Here is a 17,283-nt window from a genome sequence, read left to right on the forward strand (position 1 = left end):
AACTACATGAAATACGTAAGCAACACCGCACGTCGCAATACGCTCGCCGTCGCCCTGATTTCCGCTCTGATGGCTGCCTCCCCGGCAATGGCCCAGGACAAGGCGACCAACCTGGACAAGATCACCGTCACCGGTTCGCTGATCCCGCAGACCCAGGTTGAAACCCAGACCCCGGTGATGTCCATCACCGCACAAGACATCCAGACCCGCGGCTTCAGCAGTGTTGCTGAAGTGCTGCAGCAGTCGTCGCTGACCACCGGCGGCCTGCAGGGCGGCCAGACCTCGGGTTCGTTCACCCAGGGCGCCGAGGCAGCCGGCATGTTCGGCCTGAATCCGGGCTACACCAAGTACCTGATCAACGGCCGCCCGATGCTCTCGTATCCGGCGCTGTACAACGGCAGCGAGACCTTCAACAACATCAGCGGCATTCCGATCGACATCGTCGAGCGCATCGAAGTGCTGCCGGGCGGCCAGTCCTCGCTGTACGGCTCGGACGCGATCGCCGGTGTGGTCAACATCATCCTGAAGGAGCGCATGGACGGCGGCACCATGACCCTCCGTGGCGGCACCTACACTGAAGGCGGTGGCAGCAACATCCGCTTCAGCGCTGCCAAGGGCATCAATGCCTTCGATGACCGCTTCCATGCACTGTTCAACGTGCAGATCGAGAACGGCAGCCCGATCTGGGGCTACCAGCGCGACATCACCCGCCAGAACAACCCGGTCGGCTACACCGCCCAGGTTCCGTCGAACGACTTCGCCGTCATCACCAACGCTGACAACAAGCTGCTGATGATGGACCCGAGCCGTTGCGCCAACGTGGCAGGGCTGTATGACGGCACCACCGTGGTCGGCCAGCGCCCGTCGGGCGAGTCCTGCGGTTCGGTGTACAGCGCCGGCTACAAGACCCTGAAGAACGGCAAGAACAGCGGCCAGTTCTACTCGTCGATGACCTTTGACGTGAACGACAACTTCCAGCTGTTCGCCGACGTGCTGTACAGCAAGGAAAAGACCGAGTTCACCTCCGGCTCCAGCGCCCTCTGGTGGGGCACCAAGTCGGTCATGGGCGGCTTCTACGACCAGGGCCTGGGCAAGGTCGTGAACCTGCAGCGTGCCTTCGCGCCGGAAGAAATCGGCCCGGGTCACTACAACAACATCATGAACTCCGACGAAAGCCGTGCCTACCAGGTCACCCTGGGCGGCAAGGGCATGGTCGGCGACTGGGACTACAGCGCCAGCTTCACCCGTGGCGAGTACCGCCTGGACCAGAACCGCTTCGTGCGCTGGAAGGACAAGATCGAAGATTTCTTCGGCCAGACCGTGCTGGGCCCGCGCCTGGGCACCTCGGCTGGCGGCTTCGGCATCTACAACCCGGACTACGCGGCCTTCTACTCGCCGATCACTCCGGACCAGTTCGCCAGCTTCACCGGCTACGGTACCCACCGCAGCAAGACCTGGCAGAACCTGGGCCGCGTGCAGGTGACCAACGGCTCGCTGTTCAGCCTGCCGGGCGGTGACGCCGGCCTGGCCGTCGTGCTGGAAGGTGGCAGCGAAGGTTGGGACTACTCGCCGGACCAGGCGTTCGTCGATGGCAATGTGTGGGGCACCACCGCCGTCGCCGGTGCCGGCCACCGCAGCAACTACGCGGTCACCAGCGAGCTGCGCATGCCGCTGCACGACAAGCTGACCGTCAGCGCGTCGGGCCGCTATGACGCCTTCAAGATCGCCGACAAGACCGTCGACAAGGCCACCTACAGCATCGGCCTGGAATTCCGTCCGATCGAGAGCCTGCTGCTGCGCGGCAAGTACGGTACCGCCTTCCGCGCACCGACCCTGTCCGATGCCTTCCAGGGCATGAGCGGTTCGTACTCGTCCGGCCAGAACGATTACTACCGCTGCAGCCAGCTGGGCTATGGCCTGCGTGATGAGGCCTGCTCGTTCTACAAGAACACCTCGGTGTACAGCGAAAAGTCCGGCAACCCGGACCTGAAGCCGATCACCGCCGATGTGTGGAGCGCAGGTGTGGTGTGGGCCCCGGTCAGCAACTTCTCGCTGTCGGCCGACTACTACAACTGGAAGATCAAGAACGAGGTCAAGACTCTCAGCAGCGACCAGCTGCTGCTGGCCGAGTACCAGTGCCACAACGGCCTGCCGAACAACACCTCGGCCAGCTGCGGTGACGTGACCAACTGGGTGTCCCGCGATGCCGGTGGCAACCTGACCCGCGTGTACACGCCGAAGCTCAACGTTGCCAGCCAGAACCTGGAAGCGGTGACCGTGGCGGCCAAGTACCAGCAGGATATCGGCCGCTTCGGCTCGCTGATGTTCTCCGGCAACTACACCAACATGCTGAAGCGTGAAGTGCAGCCGATGCCGGGTGCCGCCAAGCTCGACCTGCTGAGCGATCCGTACAACATGTGGTACTACGACAACTTCGCCAAGGTCCGCGGCGATCTGTCGGTGGCGTGGAACATCGCCAAGTTCACCACCACCGTGTACGCCAACTACGTCGGCAGCACCCCGAACTACCTGGCCTACACCGGCCGCAGCTACGGCTATGTCCACTCCTCCGGCGCCAAGGCCGGCAAGTGGGGTTCGTACACCACGTACAACCTGAGCATGAACTACCAGGCACAGGAAGATCTGGTCCTGTCGCTGATGGTCAACAACGTGTTCAACAAGCTGCCGGAAGGCCAGCGCTACAACTACCCGGGCAACGAATCGACCCCGTTCAACGACGGCTTCTACAGCGTCTACGGCCGTCAGATCTCGGCCCAGGTCAAGTACAACTTCTGATCCCGTCGTTTTCCGGACTTCGTGTCTGGACCAGGCCCCGCTTCGGCGGGGCCTTTTTTTTGCTCGCAGAAGGCGGTCGAGCGGCCGCGATCCAGGCAACGGACATCGGCGTCGCAGCTAGCGCAACCCATTGATGCAGAAGCGTTGCGTGCAGTACGAAAGGATCCACCGCACATTGCCATGTTTTGAAACACACCAAAACAATGGTCGTTAGCCATTGATTTCAGGGCTGTTTTGAACTCAAAGACCGCTTGAGGAGATGACGGTTGCGTGTTGAACGCGTTAAACGCGTGTTACGGTCCAACTGAATGGAATGCAACTGAACAGATTGTTAAACCGGCAAGGAGGCCGGTCGCCAAGACATTGCTCACTACGGGGATTCACCATGTCTCGCCATCGTTCCACACTCCCACGCCACCCACTGACCCTCGCCCTGCTCGGCACCCTCCTCGCCTCGGGCACCGCCCTGGCACAGAGCGGCAACGCGCCGACCCAGCTCGACCGTGTCACCGTCACCGGCTCGCTGATTCCGCAGACCGAGATCGAGAACCACACACCGGTCCTGACCGTGACCGCCGAGGACATCCAGACCCGAGGCTTCACCAGCGTCGCCGACGTACTGCAGCAGTCCTCGCTGTCCACCGGCGGCCTGCAGGGTGGCCAGACTTCGGCTTCGTTCACCCAGGGCGCAGAAGCGGCCGGCATGTTCGGCCTCAGCCCGGGCTATACCAAATACCTGATCAATGGCCGCCCGATGCTTTCGTATCCGGCGCTGTACAACGGCGGCGATACGTTCAACAACATCAGCGGCATTCCGATCGACATCGTCGAGCGCATCGAGATCCTGCCGGGTGGCCAGTCCTCCCTTTACGGTTCGGACGCGATCGCCGGCGTGGTCAACATCATCCTCAAGGAACGCATGGATGGTGGCGTCCTCAACGTACGTGGCGGCGCCTACAGTGAAGGCGGCGGCAACAGCTTCCGCCTCAGCGGCGCCCGCGGCTTCAATGGCGTCGATGATCGCTTCCATGCCCTGGTCAACGTGCAGTACGAAAAGACCAGCCCGATCTGGGGTTACCAGCGTGACCTGACCAAGGTCAACAATCCCGACGGCTACAGCCCGCAGTACGTCTCCAACGACTTCCTGGTGCTGCTGCCGGCTGCCAACAACGCCTACGCCATGATGGACCCGAACCTGTGCGCCAATGTGGCCGGGCAGTTCGATGGCACCACCGTGCTCGGCACCCGGCCCACCGGCCAGGCATGTGGCTCGACCTATGGCACCGGCTACAAGACCATCAAGAACGGCAAGGAAAGCGCGCAGATCTACAGCTCTGCCACCTTCGACGTGAATGACAACTTCCAGCTGTTCGGCGATGCGCTGTACAGCCTGGAAGAGGTCAAGTACGCGACGGGTTCCGGCTACACCTGGTGGGGCACCTCGTCCGGTTGGGGCCGTTTCTACGACCAGGCCAGTGGCCAGTACATGAACCTGCAGCGCGTGTTCGCTCCGGAGGACATCGGCGGCGGCGGCTACCGCGACATCATGAACACCGACCGCAACAAGGCCTACCAGGTAACGCTGGGTGGGCGCGGCACGGCCGGCAACTGGGACTACAGCCTCAGCTTCACCCGCGGCGAGTACAAGCTGACCGAGCGCAACTTCGTGCGCTGGAACGACCCGATCAACGACTACTTCGAGCAGCGCGTGCTGGGCCCGGTACTGGGCACCACCAGCACCGGCTACGACATCTACAGCCCGAACTGGGAAGCGTTCTACTCACCGTTGCCGTCTGGCGACTTCCAGAGCTTCACCGGTTACAGCTACAGCGAAAGCCGTACCTGGCAGAACCTGGCCCGTGCGCAGGTCACCAACGGTTCGCTGTTCAAGCTGCCGGGTGGCGACGCCGGCCTGGCCGTGGTCGTTGAAGGTGGCAGCGAAGGCTGGGACTACAGCCCTGATCCGGGCCTGATGGATGGCAGCGTGTGGGGCACCACGGCGGTTTCCGGTGCCGGCCACCGCAGCAACTACGCAGTGACCGGTGAACTGCGCCTGCCGCTGCATGACACGCTGACGGTCACCGGCTCCGGCCGCTACGACGCCTTCAAGATCGGCAGCAACACCGTCGACAAGTCCACCTACAGCATCGGCATTGAGTTCCGTCCGATCGAAAGCCTGCTGTTCCGCGGCAAGTACGGCACGGCGTTCCGCGCTCCGACCCTCTCCGACGCATTCCAGGGCCGTAGCGGCTACTACGCCAACGGCTCCACCGACTACTACCGTTGCGGCCAGTTGGGCTACGACCCGGCCAATACCACCGGCTGTCCGTATGACAGCGTCTCGGTGTTCGGCACCCGCGCCGGCAATCCGGACCTGGAACCGATCACCGCCGACGTCTGGAATGCAGGTGTTGTGTGGGCACCGATCAACAACCTGTCGCTGTCGGTGGATTACTACAACTGGAAGATCAAGAACGAGGTCGATACGCTCAGCTCCGACCAGCTGCTGCTGGCCGAGTACTACTGCCGTGGCGGCCAGGCCAACAACACCTCGGCCAGCTGCCAGAACGTCAACGACTGGATCACCCGCGATGCGTCCGGCGTGTTGGACGAGATCTACACCCCGAAGATGAACGTCGCCCGCCAGAACCTGGAAGCGCTGACCGCCAGCTTCAAGTACGTGCACGACATGGGCCGCTTCGGTTCGCTTCAGTTCTCGGGCAACTACACCGACATGCTCAAGCGTGAACTGCAGCCGCAGCCGGGCGATGAGTTCCTGGACCTGCTGCGTGACCCGTACGCGATGTGGGTGTACGACTCGTATGCCAAGGTGCGTGCCGATGGTTCAGTCGGCTGGGCCAAGGACAAGTGGACCACCACCCTGTACGCCAACTACATCGGCAAGACGCCGAACTACATGGCGTACGTGGGCAATGGCTACGACTACGTCCACAGCTCCGGCTACAAGGCAGGCAAGTGGGGCTCCTACACCACTTACAACCTGAGCGTGAACTACCGTGCGCTGGACAACCTGACCCTGTCGCTGATGGTCAACAACGTGTTCAACAAGATGCCGGACAACCAGCGCTTCAGCTTCGCCGGCACCAGCGGCCAGCCGTACAACAACTACCTGTACAACGCCTACGGGCGTGCGATCTATGTGCAGGCCAAGTACGAGTTCGGCGGCAAGTAAACGTTTGCTTCAGCAGCAACGAGAAAGCCCCGCCATGGCGGGGCTTTTTCTTGCCCTGCAGTACGGGAAAAGAAAGAGGCCCTGGCAAGCGGGACCTCCCCCTATCCCCTCTTCCGGTCAACGGAAGGCGTAGCGCAGGCTGGCCATGTAGCGGCGGCCGAGCGCATCGAGCACGTACGGGAACGGGCCGATGTCATCGGACAGATTCAGTACCGACAGATTGATGCGGGCGCTGTCCGTCAAACGGTAGCTGACGTTGGCGTCCCAGGTCGTCCAGCTGTCACGCTTGAAGTACTGCCGGCTTTCCGGGGTTGCGGTCAAGCTGAACTGCGAGCCGCTCGTGTAGTTGGACGTCACGCCATAGCTCCACTTGCCGATGGCATGCTGCGCCGTCCAGCGGAACTGGCGCTTGGGCTCGTCGAACGTACCCACGCGCTCCACGAACGGCACATCGGCGCTGGCGGCCTGGCCACGGTTCTTCGGCATGTAGCCGTAGAAGCCCAGTGCCACCTGGCCGAATTGGCCCATATCCCAGTTGTAGTCCACCTCGGCCGTCCAGCCGCGGAACATCAGCACCGGGCCATTGCCGTACTCGGTGCGGATATCGGTAGCCGCACCGCTCAGCGGATTGCGCGTCACCAGGCTGCAGAAGCGGTTGGCGTTGGGCACGTTGGACGCGTTGAAGTCCGGGTTATCGAAGCAGCCGGTGATGATGTCGGTCGGGCTGAGACTGGTGATCACATCGGTGATCTTGATGTCATACCAGTCAGCCGCGACCCGCAGGCCCTTTGCCCAGTCCGGCGCGAACACGATGCCCGCCGTCCACGACTTGGCCTTCTCGTTCTTCAGGCCGGTATAGCCGTTGACCGAGCCGAGGGTGTTGGTCGGCGACGCCTGGAAGGTTGCCGGATCCGCACCTGGGTAAGCCTGGAAGAAGGCCTCGCAGTTGCGGCGGCGAACCGCGGGATTGGTGCCGCCGTTGATGGCCGACACGGAGCAGACTTCCGGGATGTTGTAGTACGCCGGCTGCAGCGAGGTATAGAGCTCGGCAATCGACGGTGCACGCAGCGACTGCGTCTTACTGCCGCGCAGCTGGATTCCCGCGAACGGCTCGTACTGGATGCCATAGGTGTACGCATTGAAGCCGCCAGCCACCGAGTTGACCACGCGGCGGCCCTTCAGGGTCACGTCCAGGCGATGCAGGCCCGGTAGATCCCAGTCGGGGTTGAACAGCGGCGCCAGGAACTCGGCGAAGATTTCATTGGTGTGATAGTCGCCCTTGGCGCCCTGGATCGGCACCGAACGGCCCTGCCCCAGTCGCTGGTACTCGCTCGGGGTGAACGAACCTTCTTCACGGCGATGCTCCACACCCGCGGCGAAGGAGAACTCGCCACCCGGAAGGTCAAACAGACCGCCGGTCACCGACGCGTTGAACACGGTCTGGCGCGTTGTTGCCTTGGCCAGTGTGGGCGTTGACACATAAGCCAGCGCTTCGGGTGATGCCTGGTTCTCGCCGAATAGATTCAGCGGACGGCAGTTCGGATCCGCAGTGGTGCCCGGCGCGGATGCATCACAGACGATGTTGCCGCTGGCATCACGCTTCACGTTGAGCGCGTTGATGAAGTTCTGCTGGATCAGGCCAGTACCCTTGTAGTCGAAGTCGCCTCGACCGTGGGTCACACTGGTTTCCCAGTTGAAACGGCGTTCGCCGATATCGAAGAAGCCGTCCAGGCCTAGCACGATACGACTGAGGCGCGTGTCGGTGCTGGCGTTGTTCATGCTCAGGTCGCGCGACGAGCGCGACAGGCGGAACGAGGTGATGCCGTTCTCGGCCAGGATGCGCCGCGACTCAGCGCTGAGGAATGGATTGCTCGCGCTGAACAGCATCGCGCCGCTCTGGTCACCACTGCCATCGGGGTTTGCTGCACCAAAACCAGCCGCGTTGTAGACGTTCTGGTCCAGCGTCTCGCGGGCGGTGGCGCTGTAGTGCGACAGTTCGAAGAAGCCACGCACGTTGTCGTTGAAGTCGAAGCTGCCGGTCGAGTAGACCGAACGGCGTTCGAGGTCGGCGATCAGCGGGAGGGTTTCGTTGAGGTTGAGTCCATCGCCACCGGAAGCATTGCCACTGGGATAGCTGATGCCCGGATCATAGGCAACCAGATCACCCTTGTTGTTGAAGTGCCAGAGCTGATTGTTGGCACCGAAGCCATTCAACTCACCCGTAGCATTCCGCTGGTAGCTGCGTCGCACCTGAATGTCCGACGGCATGATCAGGCCACCGAAGGTCATGCTGGAAATGCGCCGGTTTCGGATCCAGACCTGGTCGGCAATGCCATCGGCCGGTCCGGTGTTGAACGGGATGCCGGAATCGATGCGACCATCGTTGCCCGGCGTGCGCCACGACTGGAAACGCGCCACGTTTGCAGCCGTCGGATTGGTCTGCAGGCTGTAGCCGTTGCGGTAGAAGTCGCGCTGGAGCGCATTCACGCCGTCGCTGTTATCCAGTTCGGCAGCAATGGTGAAGTGGCCACGACCATCGGCGAAACCACTACCGAAGATGGCAGACCAGGAGTAGCGGTCATTGTCATTCTTGGTGGTTCTACCAAAGCCCAGCTCGACCTCGGCACCTTCGAACTTGTCGCGCAGGATGATGTTGTTCACGCCGGAGATGGCATCGGAACCATAGGTGGGTGCACCACCGATGCTCAGGCTTTCCACGCGCTCGACCATCACAGTCGGGATCGAATTCATGTCGACCTGGATGCCCGAACCGCCGCCCGCGCCGAATACGGTTGGCGGTGCAGAGGTCACGAAGCGTCGGCCATTGACCAGGGTCAGCAAGCGGTTGCTGCCCAGGCCGAAACGACTGGCGAAGTTCACGCCCGCACCGAAGCCGGCCTGGTCACCGCGCGAGGAAACACCAGCCGAAACACCGGGGATCTTGGTCAACGCATCGATCAGGTTGGTGTGCCCGTAAGCCTCGATGTCCTGGCGGGACACCACGGCCGCTGGTTCCAGGGTGTCATAGCCGGCGCGGTAAATGTGCGAGCCCGTTACCGTGATGCGGTCCAGCTGGGTGGCCGCGGCTTCATTGGAAGCCTTCTTCGCGCTCTCGGCGGTCTCCTTTGCAGCATCCCCATCCTGCGCGAAGGCAGGCAGGGCGACAGCAAGCAGAAGGGCCGAGCTGAGCGCGAGACTCAACGGATTGCGGGGTAGTGGGCGAGTCTTCTCCATGTCTCTCTCTCTGAAAAGTGAAGGCATAAAAAGCTCTGCATCGGCAAGGCAGAGGCAATACGGTCAGCAACCGTTCACGTGCCGATAACGGAATTCATACACATAACGACACTAAACAGCAACATTCAGCAAAAATTCAAGTTCACTGAATACGTCACCGAAGGAGTGCACAAGGTGGAGATTAGGCACAAGAGATGAAACATTATTTAAATAAATCAACAACTTAATTATAATCGCTCTATGCAGCGGCAGCTGGAAAGCGCCGTGCACGGCGACCTCGCCCCGTCTCATCCAGCACGCTTCCACTGCCAATGACTGCGCCTGCCCAGGCTGCAACTGAGATCACATATTCACAATAAATTCACTCGACTTGAATGGGAAAAAGTGACCTTCCCTCAATGCCGGGCACAGCCTTCCACCGACCCGGCTCACGCCTTTGTGGCACCTGCGCCCCCTTGCATGGGGCCATGACCTTCGACACCCTTGCTGCTCTGGCCGGCGGCGTATCGTTCGGCCCACGGCCGTCCCCGCGGCCCTTCCCTGACTCACTCGGCCTGGAGGCCATTCAAGTGACCCGTACTCCCAAGATCGTGCTGCTGACCCTGGCCGTTTCGGCCGCGCTGGTCGGCTGCGGCAAGAACGAAACCCCGGCCAAGGACGCCACCGCCTCCACGCCGGCCACCACCGAAGCCACCAACTACACGCTGGACGAAAGCAAGCTGCCGGCCTACAACGCCTTCCAGCCGAGCGATCTGGACACCACCAAGGATGCCTGCGGCGCCTTCGGCGACTACGTCAACAGCAAGTGGCTGGCCGCCAATGAAATCCCGGGCGACCGCACCAGCTGGGGCGCGTTCACCATCCTCGACGAGCGTTCGGTCGCCGTGCAGCACCAGCTGGCTGAACAGGTGGCGCAGGTCAAGAACCCGAACCACATCGAGAAGATCGTCGGCGACCTCTGGGCCACCGGCATGGACGAAGCCAAGATCAACGCGCAGGGCATCGAGCCGCTGAAGGCCGACCTGACCGCGATCGAGGGCCTGCAGGACAAGGCAGCCATCGCCAACTACCTGCGCACCAGCGCCGCCAAGGGTGACAACATCCTGTTCGGCTTCGGCGCCGAAGCAGACTTCAAGAACTCGGCCGTGAACATGGCCTACGCCAGCCAGGGCGGCCTGGGTCTGCCGGACACCACCTACTACACCGATGCCAAGAACGCGGACAAGCTGAAGGCCTACCAGGCGCACGTCGCCAAGGTGCTGGAACTGTCCGGCGTCGCCGCGGCCGACGCCGCCAAGCAGGCCGAAGAAGTGGTCAAGTTCGAAACCCGCCTGGCCAAGGCCTCCAAGTCGCGCGTCGAGCTGTCGCGCAACGTTGAGCTGTTCTACAACCCGGTCACTCTGGCCGACGCCGACAAGCTGACCCCGAACTTCAACTGGACCGAGTTCTTCAAGTCGCAGGGCGTTGCCGCGCCGGAGAAGTTCTCGCTGGCCATGCCGGCCTTCCATGAAGAAGTGAGCAAGGCGCTGGGCGATACCGATCCGTCGGTGTGGCGTGCCTACCTGCGCTTCCACACCGTGGACAGCGCTTCGCCGTACCTGGCCGACGCCTTCGTGCAGGAGAACTACGAGTTCTACGGCAAGACCCTCAATGGCCAGAAGGAACAGAAGCCGCGCTGGAAGCGCGTGCTGGGCACCATCGAGAACGATGCCGGCGAAGCCTTCGGCCAGCTGTACGTGAAGGTGGCCTTCTCGCCGGAAGCCAAGGCGAAGATGGAAGAGCTGGTGAAGAACCTGGCGGCTTCGCTGAAGGAACGCATCCAGGGCTTGAGCTGGATGAGCGAGGAAACCAAGGCCAAGGCCATCGCCAAGTGGGAAACCTTCACCCCGAAGATCGGCTACCCGGACAAGTGGCGTGACTGGTCGGGCCTGCAGACCCAGCGCGACAGCTTCCTGGGCAATGTGCGCGCCGCCAGCGAATTCAACTACAAGTTCAACCTGTCCAAGATCGGCAAGCCGGTGGACAAGACCGAGTGGGGCATGACCCCGCAGACGGTCAATGCCTACTACAACCCGCTGCAGAACGAGATCGTGTTCCCGGCTGCCATCCTGCAGCCGCCGTTCTTCGATCCGAAGGCCGACGACGCGCTGAACTACGGCGGCATCGGTGCGGTGATCGGCCATGAAATGACCCACGGTTACGACGACCAGGGGGCGCGCTTCGGGCCGACCGGCAACATGGAAGACTGGTGGACCCCGGCCGACAAGAAGAACTTCGAAGGCCTGACCGGCAAGCTGGTCAAGCAGTTCGACCAGTACAAGGTCGACGGCCAGGCGGTGAACGGCCACCTGACCCTGGGCGAGAACATCGCCGATCTGGGTGGCCTTGCCACCGCCTACGATGCCCTGCAGAAGGCCACCGCCGGCAAGGAAGATGCGAAGGTCGACGGCTTCACCCGCGACCAGCGCTTCTTCTTCAACTGGGCCACCGTGTGGCGCACCAAGTACACCCCGGAGAACGCCAAGGTCCGCCTGGCCACCGATCCGCACGCCCCGGCGCAGTTCCGTGCCATGGGTGCGCCGTCGAACCTGCCGACCTTCGCCGCTGCGTTCCAGTGCAAGGCCGGTTCGCCGATGGTCCGCGCCGGCGAACAGCAGGTGGTGATCTGGTAAGCCCTGGCTGATGCCAAGGTAGACTTGCAGAGGCCCGGAATTCCCGGGCCTCTGCTTTTGGCGGCGCATTGCATGTCATCCACGCATGGCCTGGATCTACTGATGCCGGTGACCCGCGAACAGGGCGTGACGCCTGCATGCCGCGTCGATGCACAGCTTGCTATAGTGCGCGCGCCCTCAATCCATCACGGATTCGTTCCACATGCCCAATTTCCGTCCGCTTGCCATCGCCCTGGGCATCAGCCTGGCGACCCTGGTCCCGACCCACGATGCATTCGCCGCCAAGAAAAAGGCCGCGCGCGCCCCGGCTGTCAGCGCCCAGTGCAGCGACTTCTACGACGCCACCAATGCAGGCTGGCTGAAAGCCAACCCGGTACCGCAGACCGGCGCCATCACCGCGCTGGGCCAGCTGGTCGACCGCAGCCGCCAGCAGCAGCGCGAACTGCTCGACGCGGCGATGAAGTCGCCGCAGGGCAACGTGCAGAAGCTGCTGGGTGATTTCTGGGCCAGTGGCCTGGACGAAGCGGCCGTGGAAGCGGACGGCTCCAACCCGATCGCACCGCTGCTGACCCGCATCAACGCGATCAAGAAGGCCAAGGATGTACCGGCCTCGATCGCGGCACTGCACCAGGTCGGCATCCCGGTGGCCTTCAACTTCGGCCCGGACGTCGACCTGAAGGCACTTGACCGCCACATCGGCTACTTCATGCAGGGCGGCATGGGCTTGCCGGATCCGGCGTTCTATACCCGTACCGATGCCGACACCGTGGCCCTGATGGGGCGCTACCGCAACTACGTCAAGCAGATCCTGGCGCTGACCGGCACCCCGGCCGCCAAGCTGGATGCCGAGTCGCAGGCGGTGATCGCGCTGGAAACCGAGCTGGCACGCAATGCGCAGTCGCTGGCCGGCATCAACAACCCGTTCAACAACTACGCGCCGATCTCCACCAAGGAGCTCAACAGCCGCTACCGCAACCTGCAGCTGGACGCTTTCCTGAAGGCACAGGGCGTGGATGACGACCTGGTCTCGCTGGCCGACCCGGGCCTGTTCAAGCAGCTCGACGGCATGGTCACCAAGCTCAAGCCGGACCAGTGGAAGGCCTACCTGCGCTGGCGCGTGGGCGACTCGATGGCGCCGTACCTGTCCAAGGCCTACCGCGACGCCGAGTTCGAATTCCGCGGCCGCGTGCTGCGTGGCGAGACCCTGCCGCCGCAGCGTTGGGAAGACGTGCTCGATGCGATCAACGTGGCCGCTGGCCCGATGGTCGGTCGCGAATACGCCGCCCGTTACCTGCCGGCCGAAGACCGTCGCCAGGCGGCGTGGATCGTCGACAAGGTCCGTGAAGTGCAGATCGAAGCGGTCAAGAACAGCAGCTGGATGAGCGCCGAGGCCAAGACCGAAGCGCAGGCCAAGCTGGCCGCGCTGAAGATCGAGATCGGCACCCCGCTGCGCGACCTCGACTACAGCGTGCAGCCGATGGGCCGTGGCTCGTTCGGCGGCAACATGCTGATCGCTTCGACCTGGCGCCATCGCGAGGAAATGAAGCGCATCGGCAAGGGCAACGCCGACCGTCGCTGGGACGTGCTGCCGCAGCAGCCGTCGCTGGCCTACGACCTGGCCCAGAACCGCCTGATCGTCACCGCCGCGATCCTGCAGGGCCCGGTGTTCAACGCCAAGGCCGATGCCGCCGACAAGTTCGGCAGCTTCGGTGGCCTGGTTGGCCACGAACTGACCCGTGCGATCGATGCCAAGGGTGCGCTGGTCGACGCCAAGGGCGAGTTGCGCAGCTGGTGGACCCCGGCCGACAAGACCGCCTGGACCCTGCTCGGCAACCGCGTGGCCGCGCAGTACGGCAGCTATGATTTCCCGGGCGTGAAGGGTGCCAAGGTCAACGGCACGCTGACCCAGGAAGAGAACCTGGCCGACATCGCCGGCCTGGAGCTGGCCTGGGCGGCTTATCTCGCACAGGAGCCGAAGGCCAAGCAGGCACAGCAGCAGGGCTTCTTCCGCGCCTGGTCGGCGCTGTGGGCACAGCAGCTGTCGCCGAACGAAGCCGTGCGCCGCCTGACCGCCGACATCCGTGCGCCGGGCCTGTGGCGCAGCAACGGCACGCTGGCCAACCTGCCGGCATTTGGCGCCACCTTCAGCTGCAAGGCCGGCCAGCCGATGCAGCGCAGCGAAGCCGAGCAGATCAAGGTCTGGCGCTGAGCCAACTGCCGCACCGGTAATGCAGAGGGCGCCTTCGGGCGCCCTTTTTTGCGGGTGCAGCACGATCCCGGGTTAACACCGGGCGTGCTATCGCTGCGGCTTCGTCCATCGCGGAGCCCCGACATGGCACACAAGAATACGATCTGTGTCTGGTACGACAACGGCGCGCTCGAGGCCGCCACCTTCTACGCCAGCCTCCTGCCCGACAGCGCGGTGACCGCCGTGCATCACGCCCCCGGTGACTATCCCGACGGCAAGGAAGGCAATGTGCTGACGGTCGAGTTCACGGTCTGTGGTGTTCCCTGTGTCGGCCTCAACGGCGGCACCGCGTTCAAGCACAGCGAAGCGTTCTCCTTCCAGATCCAGACCGAGGACCAGGCCGAGACCGACCGCCTGTGGAATGCGATCGTCGGCAACGGCGGACAGGAGAGCCAATGCGGCTGGTGCAAGGACCGCTGGGGCATCTCCTGGCAGATCAGCCCGCGCATGCTGATCGAAGCGGTAACCAGCAAGGACAAGGCACTGGCCAAGCGCGCCTTCAACGCGATGATGCCGATGAAGAAGATCGACATCGCCACCATCGAAGCGGCAATCAAAAAAGGGGACGGAGGGGATTAAGTCGTTTCTGCCCCTGTCCTGTGCTCAGATGCAGATTGCGACTTAACTCCCTCCGTCCCTTTTTCCGAGGTGCTGATGACCTGGGATGCGATCATCGTTGGCGGTGGCCACAACGGCCTGGTCTGCGCGGCCTATCTGGCGCGCGGCGGAAAGAAAGTGCTGGTGCTGGAACGTCGTGGCGTTCTCGGCGGCGCGGCAGTCACCGAGGAATTCCATCCCGGTTTCCGCAATTCGGTGGCGTCATACACGGTCTCGCTGCTGCAACCGCAGGTGATCGATGACCTGCAGCTGCATGCACATGGGCTGCGCATCGTCGCGCGTCCGGCCAACAACTTCCTGCCGTTGCCTGATGACCGCTATCTGCTGTCGGCGCTGGGCCGCACCCAGGCCGAAGTAGCGAAGTTCTCCAAACAGGATGCGCAGCGCTTGCCAGCGTACGAGGCGCGCCTGGAGATCTTCGCCGACGTACTGCGCGCGTGGGCTCTGCGTGCGCCACCGGATCTGGGCGTGACGGGCGGTTGGCGTGCCCTGCCCGCCCTGTGGCAGATGGGCCGCCTCGGTCGTGAACTGGCTACGCTGGATACCTCGCTGCGGCAGGAACTGCTCGACCTGTTCACGCTGTCGGCGGCCGAGTATCTGGATCGCTGGTTCGAGAGCGCGCCGATCAAGGCGCTGTTTGGTTTCGATGGCATCGTCGGCAACTACGCAAGCCCGTACACACCGGGCAGTGCGTACGTGCTGCTGCACCACGTATTCGGCCAGTGCAATGGCGTGAAAGGCGCGTGGGGCCACGCGATCGGCGGCATGGGAACGATCAGCCAGGCGATTGCGGCGTCGGCACGCGAGGCCGGCGCGGAACTGCGCGCGGAGGCCGGGGTGCAGCGCGTGCGGATCGAACAGGGCCGCGCGGTGGGCGTGGAACTGGCCAACGGTGAAATCCTGCGTGCAAGAGCAGTGATCGCCAACGTCAATCCAAAACTGCTGTACGAGCAATTGTTGGAACCTTCGCAGGTACCGGCAGCTACGCGCGAGCGGATGGCGAACTGGCGTTGCGGCTCCGGCACCTTCCGGATGAACGTGGCGCTGTCGCGGTTGCCGGACTTCCGCGCCCTGCCCGGCCCCGGCGATCACCTCAGCGCCGGCATCATCATGGCGCCCAGCCTGGACTACATGGACCGGGCCTGGCTGGATGCGCGCCGCGACGGCTGGTCGCGCGAACCGATCGTGGAAATGCTCATTCCCAGTACGCTGGACGATTCGCTGGCGCCGCCCGGCCAGCATGTGGCCAGCCTGTTCTGCCAGCACGTGGCGCCGGTGTTGCCTGAAGGCCGCCATTGGGATGATCACCGCGATACCGTTGCCGACCTGATGATCGCCACCGTTGAACGGTATGCACCCGGCTTCGCCGACAGTGTTCTCGGTCGACAGGTGCTGTCACCGCTGGATCTGGAACGGACCTTCGGCCTGATCGGTGGCGACATTTTTCATGGCGCGCTCAGTGCCAACCAGCTGTTCTCGGCTCGACCGATGGTCGGCCAGGCCGGCTATCGCGGCGCCCTGCCCGGACTATACCTGTGCGGGTCGGGCACCCATCCCGGTGGCGGTGTGACCGGTGCGCCGGGACACAATGCCGCCCAGGTGGTGTTGCAGGATCTGTAGATCCTCGCCACGCGCGGATGCGGGTTTGCCCTGCCGTTGTCGCGATCTGCTGTTGGTAGGTGCCAACCAAGGTTGGCAACTACCGGGCAATGCGTGCCGACCAACGGTCGGCACCTACAGCGTCAAATGATCCCGTTCAAAGCGTGCCAACCAAGGTTGGCACCTACCCGCGTGAAGCGAGGCGCATCGCGCCTCACTTCACGCTGCGCAGATGGTTCGGGCGCTTCGGCGGGCCGGGCGGACGACGCTTGTTGAACGGCGGCTGCCCGCGCCAGTAGCGGATCAGCAACCAGCCGAACAGCATGCCGCCCAGGTGCGCGAAATGGGCCACGCCCGGCTGCCAGCCGGTCATGCCCAGCACCAGCTCGCCCACGCCGAACAGGATCACGAAGGTCCGTGCCTTCATCGGAATCGGCGGGAACAGCAGCATCACCCGTTGGTTCGGGAACAACATGCCGTAGGCCAGCAGCAGGCCGAACACGCCACCGGAAGCGCCCAGCACCGTGGCCGGGTTTTCCAGCAGCGTGCCCACCAGCAGCTGGCAGACGCCGGCACCGGCCACGCACACCAGGTAATAGAGCAGGAAGCGCTTCTCGCCCCAGGTCTGCTCCAGTGGCGCGCCAAACATGAAGACGGCCAGCATGTTGAAGAACAGGTGCCCGAAGCTGCCGTGCAGGAAGCCATAGGTCAGCAGCTGCCACGGCTGGAAGTTGCCACCCGGCGAGAATGCGTCGAAGCCCTGCTGCAACGGTTGCAGCATGAACGGCTCGAAGGTCTGCATGCCGAGCAGGAACGGCTGCTGCAGCAGGAACAGGATCGCGTTGGCGATCAGCAGGGCCTTGGTAACGGTAGGCAGTCGCGGGAACATGGGAGCACCGGCATGGAACGGCCTCCATCATAGC

8 protein-coding genes are annotated in these 17,283 nt (G+C 63.4%); 6 read left to right on the top strand and 2 right to left on the bottom strand.

Annotated features, from left to right (window positions below):
- Positions 1–6: 6 nt before the first annotated feature.
- The gene (locus V9K93_RS16500; protein WP_136639368.1) at positions 7–2,796 is read left to right on the top strand and encodes a TonB-dependent receptor plug domain-containing protein; all 2,790 of its coding nucleotides are present in this window, start codon (positions 7–9) and stop codon (positions 2,794–2,796) included.
- A 385-nt stretch (positions 2,797–3,181) separates the two neighbouring features.
- A complete protein-coding gene (locus V9K93_RS16505) occupies positions 3,182–5,989 on the top strand; it encodes a TonB-dependent receptor domain-containing protein (RefSeq protein ID WP_253078233.1) in 2,808 nt (935 codons plus the stop codon).
- Between the two features lie 117 nt (positions 5,990–6,106).
- Here V9K93_RS16505 and V9K93_RS16510 read toward each other — a convergent pair whose 3' ends face one another.
- Positions 6,107–9,223 carry a TonB-dependent receptor domain-containing protein gene (locus tag V9K93_RS16510; RefSeq protein WP_337302893.1) on the bottom strand — a complete coding sequence of 1,039 codons (3,117 nt, stop codon included), beginning with the start codon at positions 9,221–9,223 and terminating at the stop codon, positions 6,107–6,109.
- 569 nt (positions 9,224–9,792) lie between these two features.
- Here V9K93_RS16510 and V9K93_RS16515 point away from each other — a divergent pair.
- The 4 genes from V9K93_RS16515 to V9K93_RS16530 all read left to right on the top strand — a co-directional run bounded on the left by V9K93_RS16515 (position 9,793) and on the right by V9K93_RS16530 (position 16,381).
- Positions 9,793–11,895 carry a M13 family metallopeptidase gene (locus tag V9K93_RS16515; protein WP_337302894.1) on the top strand — a complete coding sequence of 701 codons (2,103 nt, stop codon included), beginning with the start codon at positions 9,793–9,795 and terminating at the stop codon, positions 11,893–11,895.
- A 202-nt stretch (positions 11,896–12,097) separates the two neighbouring features.
- Entirely contained in the window at positions 12,098–14,104 is a 2,007-nt protein-coding gene (locus tag V9K93_RS16520) for a M13 family metallopeptidase (RefSeq protein WP_046983575.1), read from the top strand.
- Between the two features lie 123 nt (positions 14,105–14,227).
- Positions 14,228–14,722 carry a VOC family protein gene (locus V9K93_RS16525; protein ID WP_046983574.1) on the top strand — a complete coding sequence of 165 codons (495 nt, stop codon included), beginning with the start codon at positions 14,228–14,230 and terminating at the stop codon, positions 14,720–14,722.
- A 75-nt stretch (positions 14,723–14,797) separates the two neighbouring features.
- Positions 14,798–16,381, top strand: coding sequence for a phytoene desaturase family protein (locus tag V9K93_RS16530; RefSeq protein ID WP_337302895.1), 1,584 nt, complete (start codon positions 14,798–14,800; stop codon positions 16,379–16,381).
- Between the two features lie 193 nt (positions 16,382–16,574).
- On the opposite strand, the gene V9K93_RS16535 is transcribed toward V9K93_RS16530, so the two are convergent.
- Positions 16,575–17,249 (bottom strand): rhomboid family intramembrane serine protease, encoded by a 675-nt coding sequence (locus V9K93_RS16535; protein ID WP_005410509.1) that lies wholly within the window; start codon positions 17,247–17,249, stop codon positions 16,575–16,577.
- Positions 17,250–17,283 lie beyond the last annotated feature (34 nt).

Source organism: Stenotrophomonas sp. CCNWLW162 (assembly GCF_037203745.1).
Classification (GTDB): Bacteria; Pseudomonadota; Gammaproteobacteria; order Xanthomonadales; family Xanthomonadaceae; genus Stenotrophomonas; species Stenotrophomonas maltophilia_AQ.

Coding starts and splice junctions, on each gene's coding strand:
- V9K93_RS16520 (WP_046983575.1), top strand. CDS start 12,098: ATGCCCAATTTCCGTCCGCTTGCCATCGCCCTGGGCATCAGCCTGGCG.
- V9K93_RS16510 (WP_337302893.1), bottom strand. CDS start 9,223: ATGGAGAAGACTCGCCCACTACCCCGCAATCCGTTGAGTCTCGCGCTC.
- V9K93_RS16535 (WP_005410509.1), bottom strand. CDS start 17,249: ATGTTCCCGCGACTGCCTACCGTTACCAAGGCCCTGCTGATCGCCAAC.
- V9K93_RS16505 (WP_253078233.1), top strand. CDS start 3,182: ATGTCTCGCCATCGTTCCACACTCCCACGCCACCCACTGACCCTCGCC.
- V9K93_RS16525 (WP_046983574.1), top strand. CDS start 14,228: ATGGCACACAAGAATACGATCTGTGTCTGGTACGACAACGGCGCGCTC.
- V9K93_RS16530 (WP_337302895.1), top strand. CDS start 14,798: ATGACCTGGGATGCGATCATCGTTGGCGGTGGCCACAACGGCCTGGTC.
- V9K93_RS16500 (WP_136639368.1), top strand. CDS start 7: ATGAAATACGTAAGCAACACCGCACGTCGCAATACGCTCGCCGTCGCC.